We start from the raw sequence: 14,260 nt of genomic DNA on the forward strand, positions 1-14,260 counted from the left end.
CGGGGCCTTGCCGCAAGCCCCCCGGTGCGCTATAAGTTGAGAGTGGCGAGGAGAGGATCTCCTCGCCTTCGTCATGGGGCGGCTGCTCGTGCCGTCGAGGGCTGCAGCACCGGAACCCGGTCGTCCGGATGCCTTGACGGGCCGATCAGTTTCCGGTGACGGCCTGACCGAGCGCGGCGAGTGCGGTGGCCGCCTCGGCCTGCCGCGGGCTCCTCAGCGCGGCGAGGGCGTCACGGGCGGCGAGCAGCGTCTCCCGCGCCTCCGGGTGGCCCAGGGCGCCCAGCACCTGGCCCAGGTCGAGCCGCGCCTGCTCGGCCCAGGCCGGCATCTGCGCCGCCTCGAAGAAGGCGAGGGCCTGCCGGAGCGACGGCTCGGCCTCGGGCCAGCGCTCCAGGGCCGCCAGGTCGTTGCCGATCTGCTGGTGGTGGACCGCGTGATAGAACGCGATCAGCTCGTCCGCCCCTCCGGGGACACCCGCCCGGCAGATCCGCTCGCCACGGCGGTGGATGTCCAGGGCCTCCGCCGCCCTGCCGAGCTGGCGCAGCAGGGCGCCGAGGGCGTTGAGGATCGTCAGTTCGGCCAGCCGCGCCTGCGGGGAGCCCTGCGAGGCGAGGCAGCCGGCCGCCGCACGCAGCCGCGTGTGCGCCTCCTCCAACCGGCCCAGCCGATGCAGTGCCCCCGCGCCGTAGCCGAGGGCCCAGCCCTGCTGGAGCCCGTCCTCGCTGTCGCGGGCCGCCAGGAGCGCGGCGTCGGCGGCTCCCAGGGCGGCCCGGGGGTCGTGCACGCAGAGGTTGTAGGACCAGGCGAGGTAGTTGAGATGGACCGCCTCCTCCCGTCTGCTGCCCAGGGCGCGGGCGGAGTCGGAGGAACGCCGGAACACCTCCACCCACTGCTCCCAGTGCTGGTTGAGGTCGGAGAACCAGTGCATCGCCTCCGCCGCGTCCAGCACCTGCCGGTGCCGGCCGGTGTCGTGGGCCCGGCGCAGCGCGGCGAGCCACTGGGCCCGCTCGGCCTCCAGCCAGGCCCGCGCCTCCTCCCGGCCGGCGGGCGCTCCGTCCGGGTCGGGATCGCCGGACGGCGCGGTGTGGTCGTGGTCCGCGTCGAAGTGCAGGGCTGCGGCGGTGGCCCGGCACAGCATCCACCGCATGGTCCGGTCGAGGGCGGCGTCGCGGACCGCGGGGCCGTCCTCGGCCTCGACCTGCTCGGCCGCGTAGAGCCTGAGCAGGTCGTGGAACCGGTAGCGCTCGGCGGCGGGATCGCTCTGGAGCAGCCCGGCGTCGGTGAGTTCCTCGGCGCAGGCGACCGCCTCGTCGTAGGACAGCCCGGCCAGCAGGGCGCCGGACTCCGGGCTGAAGTCCGGTCCGGCGGCCAGCGCGGCGCGGCGCAGGAAAGTCCGTGACCCGGCGGGCAGTTGGCGGTAGGAGAGGGCGAAGGCCGCGCGTACCCGGAGACTTCCGGCCTGGAGGCCGTCCAGCCGCCTCCCCTCGGCGGCGAGGCGGGCGACGAGTTTGCCCAGGCGTTCGTGCGGCCGGCTCAGAAGCCGCTGCCCGGCGATCCGGACCGCCAGCGGCAGATGCCCGCACAGATCGGCGAGGTCGCGTGCGGCCTGGGTCTCCGCCCGCACCCGTTCGGGGCCGACGATGCGGGTCAGCAGCTCCACCGCCTCCTCGCGCCGCAGCAGAGCCAGATCGCAGCGGTGGACGGAGGGCAGACCCGCCAGGGCCTGGCGGCTGGTGACGATGGCCAGCGACGGGCCGGTACCGGGCAGCAGCGGACCGACCTGCGACTCGTCGGCGGCGTTGTCCAGCAGCAGGAGCAGCCGTCGCTCGCCGGCCAGGGACCGCCACAGGCCCGCGCGGTCGTCGGTGTCGGCCGGTATCGCGGCGTCGGCGATCCCGAGGGCGCTCAGCAGCCGGGCCAGCGCGTCCCGGGGAGTGGTCGGCTCGGCGTCCATCCCGTGCAGGTCCAGGGCGAACTGTCCGTCCGGGAAGTGCGGGGCGAGACGGTGCGCGGCGTGCACCGCGAACGCGGTCTTGCCCAGACCGGGCTGTCCGGCGATCACCGTGGCCGCGGGCCGGTCCGGACCGCCGTCCCGCACCAGGTCCAGCAGCCGGGAGAGGGCCGCCTCGCGGGCGGTGAAGTCCTGGATGTCACGCGGCAGGGCCAAGGTGACCGGCGCGGCGGGGCCGGCCGACGTCCGAGGACGCGGACGCCCCAGAGCGGCGGACTCCTCCAGTCCCGCCGCCTCGTCCTCGTCCAGCCCCAGCGCCTCGGCCAGCGCCTGAACCGTACGGCGCTGCGGCCCCCGGGTACGCCCGCGCTCCATGTCGGCCAGCGCCCTCACACTGACCCCGGCCGCGTGCGACAGCGCCTCCTGGCTCAGTCCGGCACGAGCCCGCAGTACGCGCAGCCGCTGCCCGAAGTCCTCCGCGGAAGGTGTGCCACCGCGCACCGTCGACGTCCCCGATCATCCGGCTCGTCGAGCGCGAGCCCCCTGGCAGAAGTATGGCGGACGGTACTTCTGCCGGTGGAACCGCATGGGAACCGCGGGCCGTTGCTGATCGACTGTGACCAGGCGCCGGACGCCTCTCTCCCGGACCGACCAGGTCCTGGCGGCCGACCCGAGCGGGTCGGGCCGCACGGACCGCGGACTTCGTGCGGTCCGGGGAGTGGCGACAGACCACCCGGCGCCGAGCAACCGGCGAAGACGCACGACGCGACGAGCACGAAACGGGGCGACCTCGTATGAACAGCAGCAGTGAGCGGACCGGCGGCATCTCCGGACGGAGCGTCCTGGCGGCGGGCGCGCTGACCGCCGCCGCCGTCGCCCACCAGACGGGACGGGCTCCCTCGGCGTCCGCCGCCGCCGAACCCGCCATCTTCTACGCCCCTCACCAGACGCCCAAGGCGTGCAGCGCCGTGGCCTACCGCCTGATGAACGACGGCACGATCTCCGACGTGCGCGTCAACCACGTCCACGCCTACGGGCGCCCCCGGGGCGAGCGCGCGGACGGCGCGGTGTACGTGCTCGACATCCCGAGCTCGCACATGAGAACCAACCGCAACGCGATGTACGCCCACAACACGTGGGACCCGAGCCGGAACCTGTACGCCCTCGGCTACCACAGCGTTCCCGACCTGCTGGAGGCCGCGCACGCCGACCCCCGCGAATTCATCCACACCCTGCCGTCCGACTACCGGCCGGGCAAGGGCAACTGAGAACCGCACCACGCCACCAGGACCACCTCGGCCGACGGCGCCCAGCCGCGGCCCCCGCACCACTCACGGGGATCTCACCATGAACACTCCGCGTCACCACACCACGCTGCTCGCCGTCGCGGGCACGGCCCTCGCCCTGTCCCTGACCGCCTGCCAGAGCGACACGCCCGCCAAGTCGGGCCCTGCGGCGACCGCTTCGGCGACCGGGAAGACGGCGGGCGGCGAACACACCGGCGCCTCCGGCACGAACGGCTCGACCGCTCCGGGGCGCTCCACGGGGTCGAAGAGCTCGACGGACCGCACCGACAGCGCCGGCTCCACCGGCTCCACCGGCTCCACCGGTGAGCAGGCGAGCACCACCACCCGGGTCTGCGCCGCGGGGGACGTCAGCGTCACCGCCGCCACACAGGGCGGTGCTCCCTACACCCACCTCGTCCTCACGGCGAGGAACACCTCCGGCCGCTCCTGCCGGCTGGCGGGCGCGCCGCACATCCAGTTCCTCGAGAGCCACAAGCAGGACGTCCCGGTCGTCGCCAAGAGCAAGCCCGGCACGCCGGTCGTGCTCACGGCGGGAGCTCCCGCGTACGCCCTCGTGAAGCTGTCGGACGGCGGGGTCGACGAGGACAACGAGCCCGTGTCGGCGTTCTCCGTGATGCTGGAGGGCGATTCCGAGGTCATCGCCGTACGCGCGCCCGGCAGCGGCGGCATCGCCGTCGATCCGGCGAAGGCCCTCACCGGCTACTGGACCCCCGAACTCCGCAACGGCGCGGACGACTTCTGACCCTCCGCGCGGGGTACGGCATCGGCCCCGAGCACCCTGGCGCCGGGGTCACTCCGCCCCGGCCCCGGCCCGGGCCGGAATGACCGTCGCGGCGCCGCACCACCCACCTCGTACGGACACGGCCGGCGGCCGGAGCACCGCGACCAGGCAGGGCCTGCTCGCCGGTGTGCGGGCCGCCGGCGGGTTCGGTCGACTCCACGATCGTGCGGGCTCAAAAGAACCCGGCCGGAGCCCTCGAAAGGGGCTCCGGCCGGTGAGGCGGGCGAGCGGGTCACCGGCTGCTCCCGTGACGGACCGCTAGGAGACGACCGCGACCATCCACCCGGCCGGGCCCCGCGACGCGGTCAGCGGCGTCTCACCCGGCTGCTGACTCAACGAATCCGCCGAAGCACCTCCGGCGTTCGGCGCGCTGTGGCTGGTGCGGGTCAGGCACACTCGGACGAGTCGCTGCCGACGTAGAACACGTATCCGCCCGACCAGTTGACGAGGTTGGACGTACCGGCCTCGTTCTTCATGAGCGCGGAAATGCCGACACAGCGGCCGCCGACCGCCTGGGTGCTGCTGTACACCGGGCCCGCGTACTGTGAGAAGGTCCCGGAGTCCCGGTCACCGGCCGACTTGTTGTCGCCGGGCCAGATCCGCAGATCCATGTAGTTGGCCCCGCCAGGCGTGTTGTTGTCGAGAATCGCGCAGGCGCTGTCGCCCTTCATGTAGAAGAAGAGCGTCGCGTAGCGCTTGTCGGCGCTGGGCAGGGCCTTGGCGTCGGTGAACTCGTAACCGGTGCCGCACACCGTCGCGGAGGCCGCGGCCGCCGGCGTGCTCGGTACTGCGACACCCATGGCCACGACTGCGGAAGCCGCGACGGCGACGCGCGTCAAGTTCTTACCAAGCGAAGACATAAATCCCCCCGGGATTGTGCGTGTTGCGGTGGTCGAATGCGTAAATGCAGCTGAACTGTAGTCACTCGGATTCCTCACGAACAACACAGTTGTGAACGGCGGAAGTTGAGGTGAGGACGCGAAGAGTAGCGAGCCGTTCTCTGTGGCTTCCTTTTCTCCTGGTACCCCCGGTATGCACCTCTTTTGACGGCCACTCTCCGTGGCGATCCCGGATCGCGCTGTGCGCTGCGCCACAGTCGCGCGGGCGCGCCTTCCCGCGAGCGGCAACGTTCCACGCCGGACCGGGCAGAACTTGTAGCAACGTGTTGACACAAGGATGTGGTGGCGGCCATCTTGTACTCATCGATTGATACAAGCGCGGGGCGCGAGTCGTCCTCGTACGGGGGTACTTCCATGGCTGATGCCGACGTGAAAAACACACCGACCGTCTCCCGGGGGCCGGTCGACCGCTACGCCCGGTACACGGGACTGGCCGTGGGCGTTCTGGCCGCCTGGCTGCTGTCACCGCTGCGCGACGGCGACGGCGTCCTCTATGCCATCCCGGCGTTCGGCCTCTGCGCTGTCGGCGGTGTGCTGCTGGGGGACGCGCTGACCCCGCCGGCCCGCGGCGCCGTCCGCGTCGCCGGCCTCACGCCACGCCGGGTGCGCGACTGCGTACCGCCCCGCATGACCCTGCTGCTGCTCGTCCTCGCGGTCGCCCTGGTCGCCCTGCTGGTGATCGCCGGCGCGGTGGCCGCGCCGGACGACCTCGGGCGGGCGGGCCGTCAGCTCACGCTCACCTGCCGGGGTGTGACCGAGGGGCGCGGCCCCTGGCCCGGGTTCTACTACGGGGCGCCCATGCTGGGCGCCCTCGCGATCGCCACGGTCGCGTGCGGCTGGTCGCTGCGGCGTATAGCCACCCGGACCGGCGACGAGCGGTCGCGTCGAGACCGCTCCCTGGCGATCGTGGCCGCCTGGGGCATCGTCGTCTCCACCTCGCTGCTGGGCGCGGCCTCGACGGCCTCGGGCGCCCTGTCGGGCATGACCTGTGACGGCGCCGTCGGCGCCGTCGCCGAGGCGATCCTCCTGCCCCTGGCGCTCGTCTCCCTGGTGGCCGCGCCCTGGATGCTCTTCACCGTCTGCTCGCCCCGGGCGGCATGGTGGCACCGGAGGAACCGGGGGGCGCGCGGGTGAGCGGCGCCGCCATCCGGGTCGACACCACCAGACCCGTCCCGCCCTACGAGCAGATCCGGGCCCAGCTCGCCGACCTGATCGGCACCGGCCGGCTGGCCGAGGGCGAGCGGCTGCCGACCGTTCGGCAGCTGGCCGCTGACCTCGGTCTCGCGACAGGCACCGTGGCCCGGGCCTACCGCGAACTGGAGGCGGCCTCCCTGATCCGTACCCGCCGCGGTGCGGGAACGCGGGTCGCCCCGCCACCGCCGGGCGCCGACCTCCGGGAACCGCCCGAGCTGAGCGCGGGAACACGGGACTTCGTCGCCTGGGCGGCCGCCCTGGGCTTCGAGGAGGACACCGTGCTGGCGGCCGTCCGGCGCGCCTTCCAGGAGCGAGAAGGCCGAGCCGTCCGCGCGCGTGCCGAAGAGGAGCCGCGGGGGAGTGGTGCAACTGGTGACGCCGTCTCCAATAGCCAGTGAAATCCAGGCATCACTCCGATAGCATGTTCGAGCTCGCGATGATGATCGTCATCGCTTTCCGTCCATTTGATCCATATCAAACAAATCGGCTGAACGATTGATATCCAAACCATCGCGGGTCTTTTCACGAGAAGCCGGTAGAGCAGTGTTGGGCGCGTTCCGTCAACGGCGAGCCGTTGTGTGGGCCGTGGCGGGCGTGGCGGCATTGGCGATCCTCGTCGCACTGGAGATCTCGGCCCGCCGCTACGGTCAACCAGGACCCATCACGGACCAGTTCAACGGGCTGGTATTCGCCCCGAAACCGGGGCCGCTTTACGGCGGCCTGGCGTTGACGATGGTCGTCCTCACCTGGCGGCAACGGTTCATCGCGGCGGGTGCCGCCATCGGCATCGACGCCGTCTTCGTACTCGTGCGGTGGGCGGCCGGCGCCAGGACGGCCGACGGTCACTTCTTCGGCAACGGCGCACTGTGGGTGATGCTGGGCTGTGCGGTCCTGGCCGTCACGCGCCGCACGGGCCCCGAACGCACCCTGCTGCTGAAGGGTGTCGGCCTGGGCCTGCTGCTGGTTGCCGGCCGCAAGACCGGCGACGCCTGGCTCCTCATCACCGCGAAGGCCCGGCCGGCGGTGCTCGACCAGTACGTGGCGACCGCCGATCACGCGCTGGGCAACCCGTCGTGGCTGATGGGCCGCATCGTCAACGCCACGGACCCGGTCGGTCCCACGGTTCTCCACCTGGTCTACGCGCAGCTCGCGGTGGCGGCGGTAGTCGTCGCGCTGTACCAGCTGCGCGACGTGGCGGCCGTGCGCCGGTTCCCCCGCCACCACCTGGTGCGCACCTTCCTGGTCATCGGCCTCCTCGGGCCGGCCGTCTACATGATCTTCCCCGTGGTCGGACCGGTCTTCGCCTACGGGCCGGGCGCCTCCGGCACCGGCGGAGTGCAGTGGGCGGCGGCCGACCTGTGGCCCGACACACTGCCGGCCATCAACACCCCGCACCCGATGCGATACGACGGCATCACCCCCCGCAACTGCATGCCCAGCCTGCACACCGCGTGGGCCACCGCGATATTCGTTCACACCCGCAGGGCCCCACGAATGCTGCGATTCGCGGGAACGTTCTGGCTCGTGGCCACGCTCAGCGCAACGCTGGGATTCGGCTACCACTACGGCGCCGACCTCGTCGCGGGCGTGGTCTTCGCGCTCACGATCGAGGCAGCACTGCGTGCGTTCGACCGTGGCTGGGACCGCCCGGGAATCCGGCTCGTCAGCTACGGCACCGCGGTGTTCGCCGTGCTCCTGGTCTCGTACCGCTGGCTGCCGATGGAGATGGCCGTACATCCGTGGATCTTCGGACCACTGCTCATTCTGGCGATGACCTCGGTGATCTTCGGCTACGTACGGACCACCGAACTGTGGGAACCGACGGCCGCACCGACACGGCGACCGGAACCGCAACTCGAACCGGTCTGAACCGGCCCGAAGGGCCGCACCCCCATGTGGTGCGGCCCTGCTCGGCGGGAAGACGGCTGATCAGCGCAGTCCGGCGAAGAGGTCGTTCTCGGGTGCCGCCGCGCCGGTGGTGTCCCGGACACGTACGAAGGTCTCGACGCCCATCAGTTCGGTGAACCTCTCCAGTCCCATCCTGAGGAAGAAGATGTTCTCGCCCTGGCTGGCGTGGGAGGCCAGGGCATCGAACTTCTGACCGCCGAACGCGGTGGTGTCCACCCAGGTGGTGATCTCCTCGTCGGGGAGTCCGATCTCGGCCATCGCGGCGGCCTCGGCGGGATCCGGCTCCTGCCAGTCCGCACCGAACTCGCGCATGACCTCGCCGAACCGCTGCATCATCGAGCGGGGCGCCGTCGTCCAGTACACCTTCGGTGTCAGCTCGGTCATCGTCAGTGCCGCCATCGTGATGCGGTTCGCCTGGATGTGGTCGGGGTGGCCGTAGAAACCGTTCTCGTCATAGGTGACGACCACATCGGGCTGGTAGCGGCGCATCAGTTCCGCGAGCCGGGTGGCGCCCTCCTCCACGGGGGTCTGCCAGAAGGATCCGGGGGCCTCGTTGGTCGGCCAGCCCATCATTCCGGAGTCGGCGTAGTCCAGCGTCTCCAGGTGAGTGACCTTCAGGATGCCGCAGCTCGACTCGAGTTCCTGACGCCGCATCAGGGCCACGGCCGCCGGATCGTGCCCGGGGTCGCCCGGCTTGACACCCCCAGGTCCGTCACCGCAACCGCCGTCGGTACACGTCACGAGAACCGTGCGGACGCCCTCCGCCGCGTACCGGGCGAGGACGCCTCCCGTGCCAGTGGCCTCGTCGTCGGGATGAGCGTGCACCGCCATGAGCGTCAAGGGCCGGTCATTCATAAAGCATGCCTCCAGTGTGAAAACGCCTCGGTCCGAGTCTGCAGCAGGTGTATAGGGGACGCCCGGACATCGGACGACCGGGCGTGCTGCGGACCCGGGGGCCGGATCACGTCGGAGCGCACGACTCCTGAATTCCTCTGTTCCCCACCCGCGCGCCGGCCCTCGGCTGGTGCAACAGCGCCGACCGGATCAGCTGTTCCCGCAGCGCGCGGGAAGGCCCTGGCTTTCGCGACGCCTTTCGTCAGGACTTCTCGCGCGGTTCTTCGCCCACGTGGTCCACCACGGCGCGCTGGAGCACCGCGGTGGTCTGTATGACGCTGCCGGCCTCGCCGATCGCCGTGTCCTCCCGCGTCACGTCGCGGAAACCGAGGAAGGCGTACGTGGACTTGTCGAAGATCCACTCCTGGCGGTCTTCGGCCTGACCGTTCAGGGTGATCGCGACACCGTGCCGGCCCACGGCGTCGGCCGCGTCGGGGACGACCGTGGTGCCCGGAATCCGGGCGGCGACACGGTAGAGGAACGCCGTGGTCCGGGGGTCCACCGACTCCTGGAGCATGCCGCCGAGGTACTCGAAGACCCAGGGCGTGTTCACGGAGGGGTGCCTGTTCCCCTTGGTGTTCTCCGCGTTGTCCATCTGCCGGTGCAGGTCCGCCTCGATCGCCCGGAGCGCCGCGGCCGGGTCACGGGGAAGGGCGGCCAGGTCCTCGAAGGGGCTCTGCGTGTGGCCGGGGCCCCCGACGGTGCCCTGCCCGGGGCCGGGGAACTCGAGGCGTTCGGGGGCTTCGTCGCCGTATGCCTGGGCGCCGTCCTGGTTCCGCGACCAGGGAATCCACTCGCGAAGAGTCTCCGGCTCCGTGAGCTTCTCCGGCTCCTTGGAGTACTCCTTGTGCACACGGCCGTCCTTGTCGGTCCACATCCCCCGGAGCGGGTTGTCCCTCCCGGCGGACACGCTGCGGACGTAGACGTACTGGTGACGGCCGACGTCGACGGCCGGGGCGCGGGAGACCACGGCGGCGGCGTTCTCCAGCAGGAGCGACGCCTCGGAGGGGGCCGGGGACGCATGCCTGGCGTCGGCGGGCCGGCTGTGGTGATCGACACCGGTGACGAGGACCGTGGCCGCGACGGCGGCCGCGGCGAGCGGGGCGACGACCGGTATCCAGCGCCTCCTTCGACCTCGCGGTGCCGCGACGGGGTCCGTGGCGGCCGCCCCGGGCCCGGCCACGGGTACGGATTGGTGGATCTCGCTCATCAGGTGCTCCTTGAGGACGCGCAGGCGGTCGTCGGGCAGATCCCGGGCAGCCGGGGCCGGCAGCAGCCGGGCCGCGTCCGCGCGCTCAGTGGACTCCGTCGTGGCGAAGCCGTCGTCGTGAGGCGTCTTGGCGTTCATCGGATCTGCTCCTGGATCGACCGGGCCGCGGTCGTGCGGCCACCCTGTTGCTGTCCGAGGCGGGACGCCGGTTCCGTCGTTCCGGAAGCGAGTTCCTCGTCGGTCAGTCTCCGCAGCCGGCTCCGGGCCCGGGAGAGACGGGAGCGGACCGTCCCGACCGGGACGTCCAGCGCCTCGGCAGCCGCCGCGTAGTCGAGGCCCGCCCACACGCACAGGGCGAACACCTCCCGCTCACCGCGGCGCAGCCGCCGCAGCGCCCGCTTCGCCGCGGCCAGTCGCCCGGCGTCCTCCATCCGCTCGACCACCTCGTCGGCGAAGTCGGGCGCGCGGTCGTGCGGCGGGACCCGGCTGAGGGCGGCCTGGTAGCGGCGGGCGGCCCGCGTGGTGTTGCGCAGCACATTGGTGGCGATTCCCAGCAGCCACGGCAGCAGGCCGTCGCCTTCGGGTCGCACCGTCTCGCGCAGCCGCCACGCCTCCAGAAAGGTCAGCGACACCACGTCCTCGGCCGTCGCCCAGTTCCCGGTGACCCGGACCGCGTACCGGTGCACGGTCTGAGCGTGTTCGTCGAATATCGACCCGAAGGCCTCCGGATCACCGGAGCGCAGCCGGGCGCGCAGGGAGAGTTCCACATCTGATCCTGTCCGTGCGCGCCACCGGGTTCCCCGAGTTCTTCGTGACTCAGGTCACGGTCACGGGCAAGCGCGGTCGTGAGGTGGCCGATCGCTCGCTCCGGGCCATGTCCGGAGGGTAACGGCAGCCGAGCACCACGACCGCAGCGGGCGCAGGACCACCCCGCAGGCGGTCCTGGTGGACGGTGCCCACTTTCGGGGCCTGGTCCAGGAGCGCCTGCGGGGGCGCGATGTCCGGGCGGTGACGGAGCGGCGGTTCGGCTCAGCAGGCGCCGAGGTCCTGCCAGACGCCCCACTCACCGGTGGTGCCGGGTTCCTCGCCCGTCGTCCACCACTTGGCCTTCCAGGCGTGGCCCTTGTGCGAGACCCGCTGACCGCCCGTGTACACCTTGTCCTTCACCCACGCGGCGTCCGCGCACTGGTTGCCCGAACCCCCGGTCACGGTCAGGGAGTAGGTCGCCGAGTGGCTGCCCGAGGTACCGGCGCCGGTCACGGTGACCGTGTAGGTGCCCGAGGCCGCGGAAGAGGTGGTGGCCAGGGTGAGCGTGGAGGTGGCGCCCGCGGTGACCGATGTCGGGCTCAGGGAGGCGGTGACGCCCGCCGGGGCCCCGCTGACGCTGAGCTTCACGCTCTGGGCCGCACCCCTCGTCACGGCGGTCCGCACGGTGGCCGTGGCGGACTGGCCGGCCGTCACGGACCCGGAGGCCGGGCTGAGCGCGACGGAGAAGTCGTCGGACGGGGTGGTGGTGCCTCCGGTGAACGGCGCGAAGATGTGCGTGAAGTCCCATGTGTTCTGCTGGATGCCCGAGCAGTCGTCCGCGGCGGAGCCGCCCGCGCAACTGCCGTTGTCCCGCTGAAGCGCCCAGAAGGACAGGGTGTTGATGCCCTTGGAGACCGCCCAGTCGTACACGGTGGGGGCGTTGTCCAGGGTGAAGGTCTCCGCCTTGCCGAAGTCGTCGACGCCCGGCATCTCGATGACGCCGACCGTGTTCCACAACTGGGCCGGGCTCCTGCCCGGGTACAGCTCGGCGAGCAGGTCGTACAGGCCCTGAGCGGCGGTCTGGGTGTCCTTCGCCATGTCGTGGGCCTGGTTGTCGTAGTAGTCGAACGTCATGAGGTTCACGACGTCGACCCGGGTGCCGTTGCCGACCGCGTTGCGCAGCAGCTCCTCACCGTTGTCCGCGAGACCGTGCGTGGTGGTCGGCAGGGTGTAGGAGATCTCCACCTTGCGCCCGTTGGCCGCCGCCCAGTCCTCGACCAGCTTGATGGCCTTGTTGCGGCGGTCGATGGCGGCGGTGTTGTCGAGCGAGTCGACCTCTATGTCCATGTCGAGCCGCGAGATGTCGTAGGTCGTGATGACCTTCTCGTACGCGGCGGCGATCTGCTGGACGTCGGTGCAGCTGTCGGCGATCTCGGTGCCGGTGGTGTCGGCCGTGTAACCCCCGAACGAGGGGATGACGTCGCCGCCGCCGGCCTGGATCGTCCTGATGTCGGTGCCGAAGGTGGAGGCGGCGATCGGCATGCTGGTGTCGCCGTTCCAGTACGGCGTGCACGAGCCCTTGGCGGCGGTCTGCAGGAACGCCATCGTCAGGTGCTTGGCGCCCGACTGTGCGGAGAGGGCGGCGGGGCTCTCGCCGGTCCAGGCCTCGAAGTACGGGGCGAAGACGTGGTTCGGCAGTGGCGTCGCGGCCTGGGCGGCGCCGGTTCCCGTGAGAGCGAGGCCTACCGCGGCCGCGGCGGTGGCGGCCGCGGTGAGGGCCGCGCGGAAGGAACGCACGAGTCTCATGTCAGTCCCGGTGTGTGGAGGGGGTGGCCAATGTCCGTGCGTGAAAAGGGTGTTGCCGGTACTGGAATATCGCCGCACAGGAAGGGCGGGTCAATGGTCTGGACCAAAAAGGGACTAGACCAATTCGACGCCGACAGGTGCCCCCGCCCTGCACAGAGCGCTCGGCGGGGGACTGGACCAGCCGCGAACGTTCAGCCGGGTAGGCGCGATGGCTGTGCCGTAGGGGCCCAGATCGCTGTCAGGAGTCCAGCGGGCCACGGGGCACGAAGAGGGGTAGGAGGAAGTTGCTGGGGATGCGGGGCCGGCGCCACCGCGAACGCCGGGTCGGGCCTCCACCGATCAGGCGCCGCGCGCTTTTCGACGAACGTACCGGTTCCCGCGATCGACAAGATCTCGGCGCGTGCGCCGGCCATCCCGGCGGGGATACGCGCGGTGTCGGTGGCCGTCGGTAGCCTGGCCGGCGTGATGGTGGGCACCGAAGAGACACGGCTGGTCGTCCTGCGGGGAAACAGCGCCTCGGGCAAGTCGTCCGTCGCGGCCGGCCTCCGCGAGAGGTTCGGCCGTGGTCTGGCCCTCGTCGGCCAGGACAACCTCCGCCGTATCGTGCTCCGTGAGCGGGACCGGCCGGGCGCGGCGAACATCGGCCTGATCGACCTGACGGCGCGCTACGCCCTCGACGCCGGCTACCACGTCGTGGTCGAGGGCATCCTCTATGCCGACCACTACGGCGACATGCTCGCCCGGTTGCGCGCCGACCACCGCGGCCCGACCCACGGCTACTACCTGGACGTGCCGTTGGAGGAGACGCTCGCCCGGCACGCCACCAAGCCGATCCACGACGACGTCACCGAGGCACAGCTCCGTGACTGGTACCGGCCGTGTGACCTGCTGCCCGGCGGGCTCGAGACCGCCATCCCCGCCGAGAGCGCTCTGCGCGCGACCGTTGACCGCATCCTGCTCGACACCGGTCTGGCCCACCTCCCCGCACTGGAGCGCTGACCTCCGCGCGGTGGACGCCGAGGTGAGCGGGGAAGCGGTGGCCCTGCGCGGCGAGGTGGCCTCCGTCCGGCGACGGCCCTGTGTCCGACCGTGACCCGAGACCTACGGAGGCACACGTGTGGGGGCGGCCCCGGCACCGGGACCGCCCCCACACGCAGTTGATGAACGCCGGTCAGGGCCGGCCGACGTCCTTGGCCGACTCCTTGGCCTCGCGGGCGTGGCCCGCGGTCTCGGCCGCGTGCCCCTTGGCGATCAGCTTCTCGTTACCGGTGGCTCGGCCGACTGCCTGGGCCGCCTTTCCGACGGCCTGCTCGGCCTTGGCCCGTGCCTTCTCACTGGCGGCCATGCTGCTCACTCTCCTTGGCTGTCGCGTGAGGTCCTGGTTGTGCGCATGACCCCGGTCGGCGTCGGCAAACCCTGGGCCAGAGATTCGCGCTGTGTGGTCATCAATGCGTGGCCGCGGTGCATCAGCTGCGGAGGAGGGGGAATCGGGCGGGGCGTGCGCGTGCCCCGCACTCCGCAGAAGTAACTCATATTTTGCGTGCTTGTAGGCGTGAGATAAGG

13 protein-coding genes are annotated in these 14,260 nt (G+C 71.5%); 6 read left to right on the forward strand and 7 right to left on the reverse strand.

The window, feature by feature from the left end:
- Nucleotides 1–145 precede the first annotated feature (145 nt).
- The gene (locus ACWCPN_RS13190; RefSeq protein WP_451204937.1) at nt 146–2,452 is read right to left on the reverse strand and encodes an ATP-binding protein; all 2,307 of its coding nucleotides are present in this window, start codon (nt 2,450–2,452) and stop codon (nt 146–148) included.
- A 293-nt stretch (nt 2,453–2,745) separates the two neighbouring features.
- On the opposite strand from ACWCPN_RS13190, the gene ACWCPN_RS13195 reads away from it, so the two are divergent.
- Nucleotides 2,746–3,219 carry a hypothetical protein gene (locus ACWCPN_RS13195; RefSeq protein ID WP_451204939.1) on the forward strand — a complete coding sequence of 158 codons (474 nt, stop codon included), beginning with the start codon at nt 2,746–2,748 and terminating at the stop codon, nt 3,217–3,219.
- 79 nt (nt 3,220–3,298) lie between these two features.
- Entirely contained in the window at nt 3,299–4,000 is a 702-nt protein-coding gene (locus tag ACWCPN_RS13200; RefSeq protein ID WP_451204941.1) for a DUF4232 domain-containing protein, read from the forward strand.
- A gap of 425 nt (nt 4,001–4,425) precedes the next feature.
- Here ACWCPN_RS13200 and ACWCPN_RS13205 read toward each other — a convergent pair whose 3' ends face one another.
- Complete coding sequence (locus tag ACWCPN_RS13205) at nt 4,426–4,839, reverse strand: hypothetical protein (protein ID WP_451204943.1); 414 nt, start codon at nt 4,837–4,839, stop codon at nt 4,426–4,428.
- Between the two features lie 453 nt (nt 4,840–5,292).
- On the opposite strand from ACWCPN_RS13205, the gene ACWCPN_RS13210 reads away from it, so the two are divergent.
- The 3 genes from ACWCPN_RS13210 to ACWCPN_RS13220 all read left to right on the forward strand — a co-directional run bounded on the left by ACWCPN_RS13210 (nt 5,293) and on the right by ACWCPN_RS13220 (nt 8,001).
- Nucleotides 5,293–6,072 (forward strand): hypothetical protein, encoded by a 780-nt coding sequence (locus tag ACWCPN_RS13210; RefSeq protein WP_451204945.1) that lies wholly within the window; start codon nt 5,293–5,295, stop codon nt 6,070–6,072.
- On the forward strand, nt 6,069–6,530 hold the full coding sequence (locus ACWCPN_RS13215; RefSeq protein ID WP_451204947.1) for a GntR family transcriptional regulator: 462 nt from the start codon (nt 6,069–6,071) through the stop codon (nt 6,528–6,530). The genes ACWCPN_RS13210 and ACWCPN_RS13215 overlap by 4 nt, the downstream gene beginning before the upstream one ends.
- 187 nt (nt 6,531–6,717) lie before the next feature.
- Nucleotides 6,718–8,001, forward strand: a complete 1,284-nt coding sequence (locus tag ACWCPN_RS13220) for a phosphatase PAP2 family protein (protein ID WP_451204949.1) — start codon at nt 6,718–6,720, stop codon at nt 7,999–8,001.
- A gap of 60 nt (nt 8,002–8,061) precedes the next feature.
- On the opposite strand, the gene ACWCPN_RS13225 is transcribed toward ACWCPN_RS13220, so the two are convergent.
- The 4 genes from ACWCPN_RS13225 to ACWCPN_RS13240 all read right to left on the reverse strand — a co-directional run bounded on the left by ACWCPN_RS13225 (nt 8,062) and on the right by ACWCPN_RS13240 (nt 12,697).
- Nucleotides 8,062–8,895, reverse strand: a complete 834-nt coding sequence (locus tag ACWCPN_RS13225) for a PIG-L family deacetylase (RefSeq protein WP_451204951.1) — start codon at nt 8,893–8,895, stop codon at nt 8,062–8,064.
- Between the two features lie 241 nt (nt 8,896–9,136).
- Nucleotides 9,137–10,282, reverse strand: coding sequence for a CU044_5270 family protein (locus ACWCPN_RS13230; RefSeq protein ID WP_451204953.1), 1,146 nt, complete (start codon nt 10,280–10,282; stop codon nt 9,137–9,139).
- The gene (locus ACWCPN_RS13235; protein WP_451204955.1) at nt 10,279–10,911 is read right to left on the reverse strand and encodes an RNA polymerase sigma factor; all 633 of its coding nucleotides are present in this window, start codon (nt 10,909–10,911) and stop codon (nt 10,279–10,281) included. The genes ACWCPN_RS13230 and ACWCPN_RS13235 overlap by 4 nt, the downstream gene beginning before the upstream one ends.
- Before the next feature lie 262 nt (nt 10,912–11,173).
- On the reverse strand, nt 11,174–12,697 hold the full coding sequence (locus ACWCPN_RS13240; protein ID WP_451204957.1) for a glycosyl hydrolase family 18 protein: 1,524 nt from the start codon (nt 12,695–12,697) through the stop codon (nt 11,174–11,176).
- A gap of 465 nt (nt 12,698–13,162) precedes the next feature.
- Here ACWCPN_RS13240 and ACWCPN_RS13245 point away from each other — a divergent pair, with 465 nt between their 5' ends.
- Nucleotides 13,163–13,696, forward strand: a complete 534-nt coding sequence (locus tag ACWCPN_RS13245) for an AAA family ATPase (RefSeq protein ID WP_451204959.1) — start codon at nt 13,163–13,165, stop codon at nt 13,694–13,696.
- A 172-nt stretch (nt 13,697–13,868) separates the two neighbouring features.
- On the opposite strand, the gene ACWCPN_RS13250 is transcribed toward ACWCPN_RS13245, so the two are convergent.
- Nucleotides 13,869–14,042: a CsbD family protein gene (locus ACWCPN_RS13250; protein ID WP_199213259.1), complete on the reverse strand. Its 174-nt coding sequence runs from the start codon at nt 14,040–14,042 to the stop codon at nt 13,869–13,871.
- Nucleotides 14,043–14,260 lie beyond the last annotated feature (218 nt).

The sequence above is a fragment of the Streptomyces sp. NPDC002386 genome (assembly GCF_053593175.1).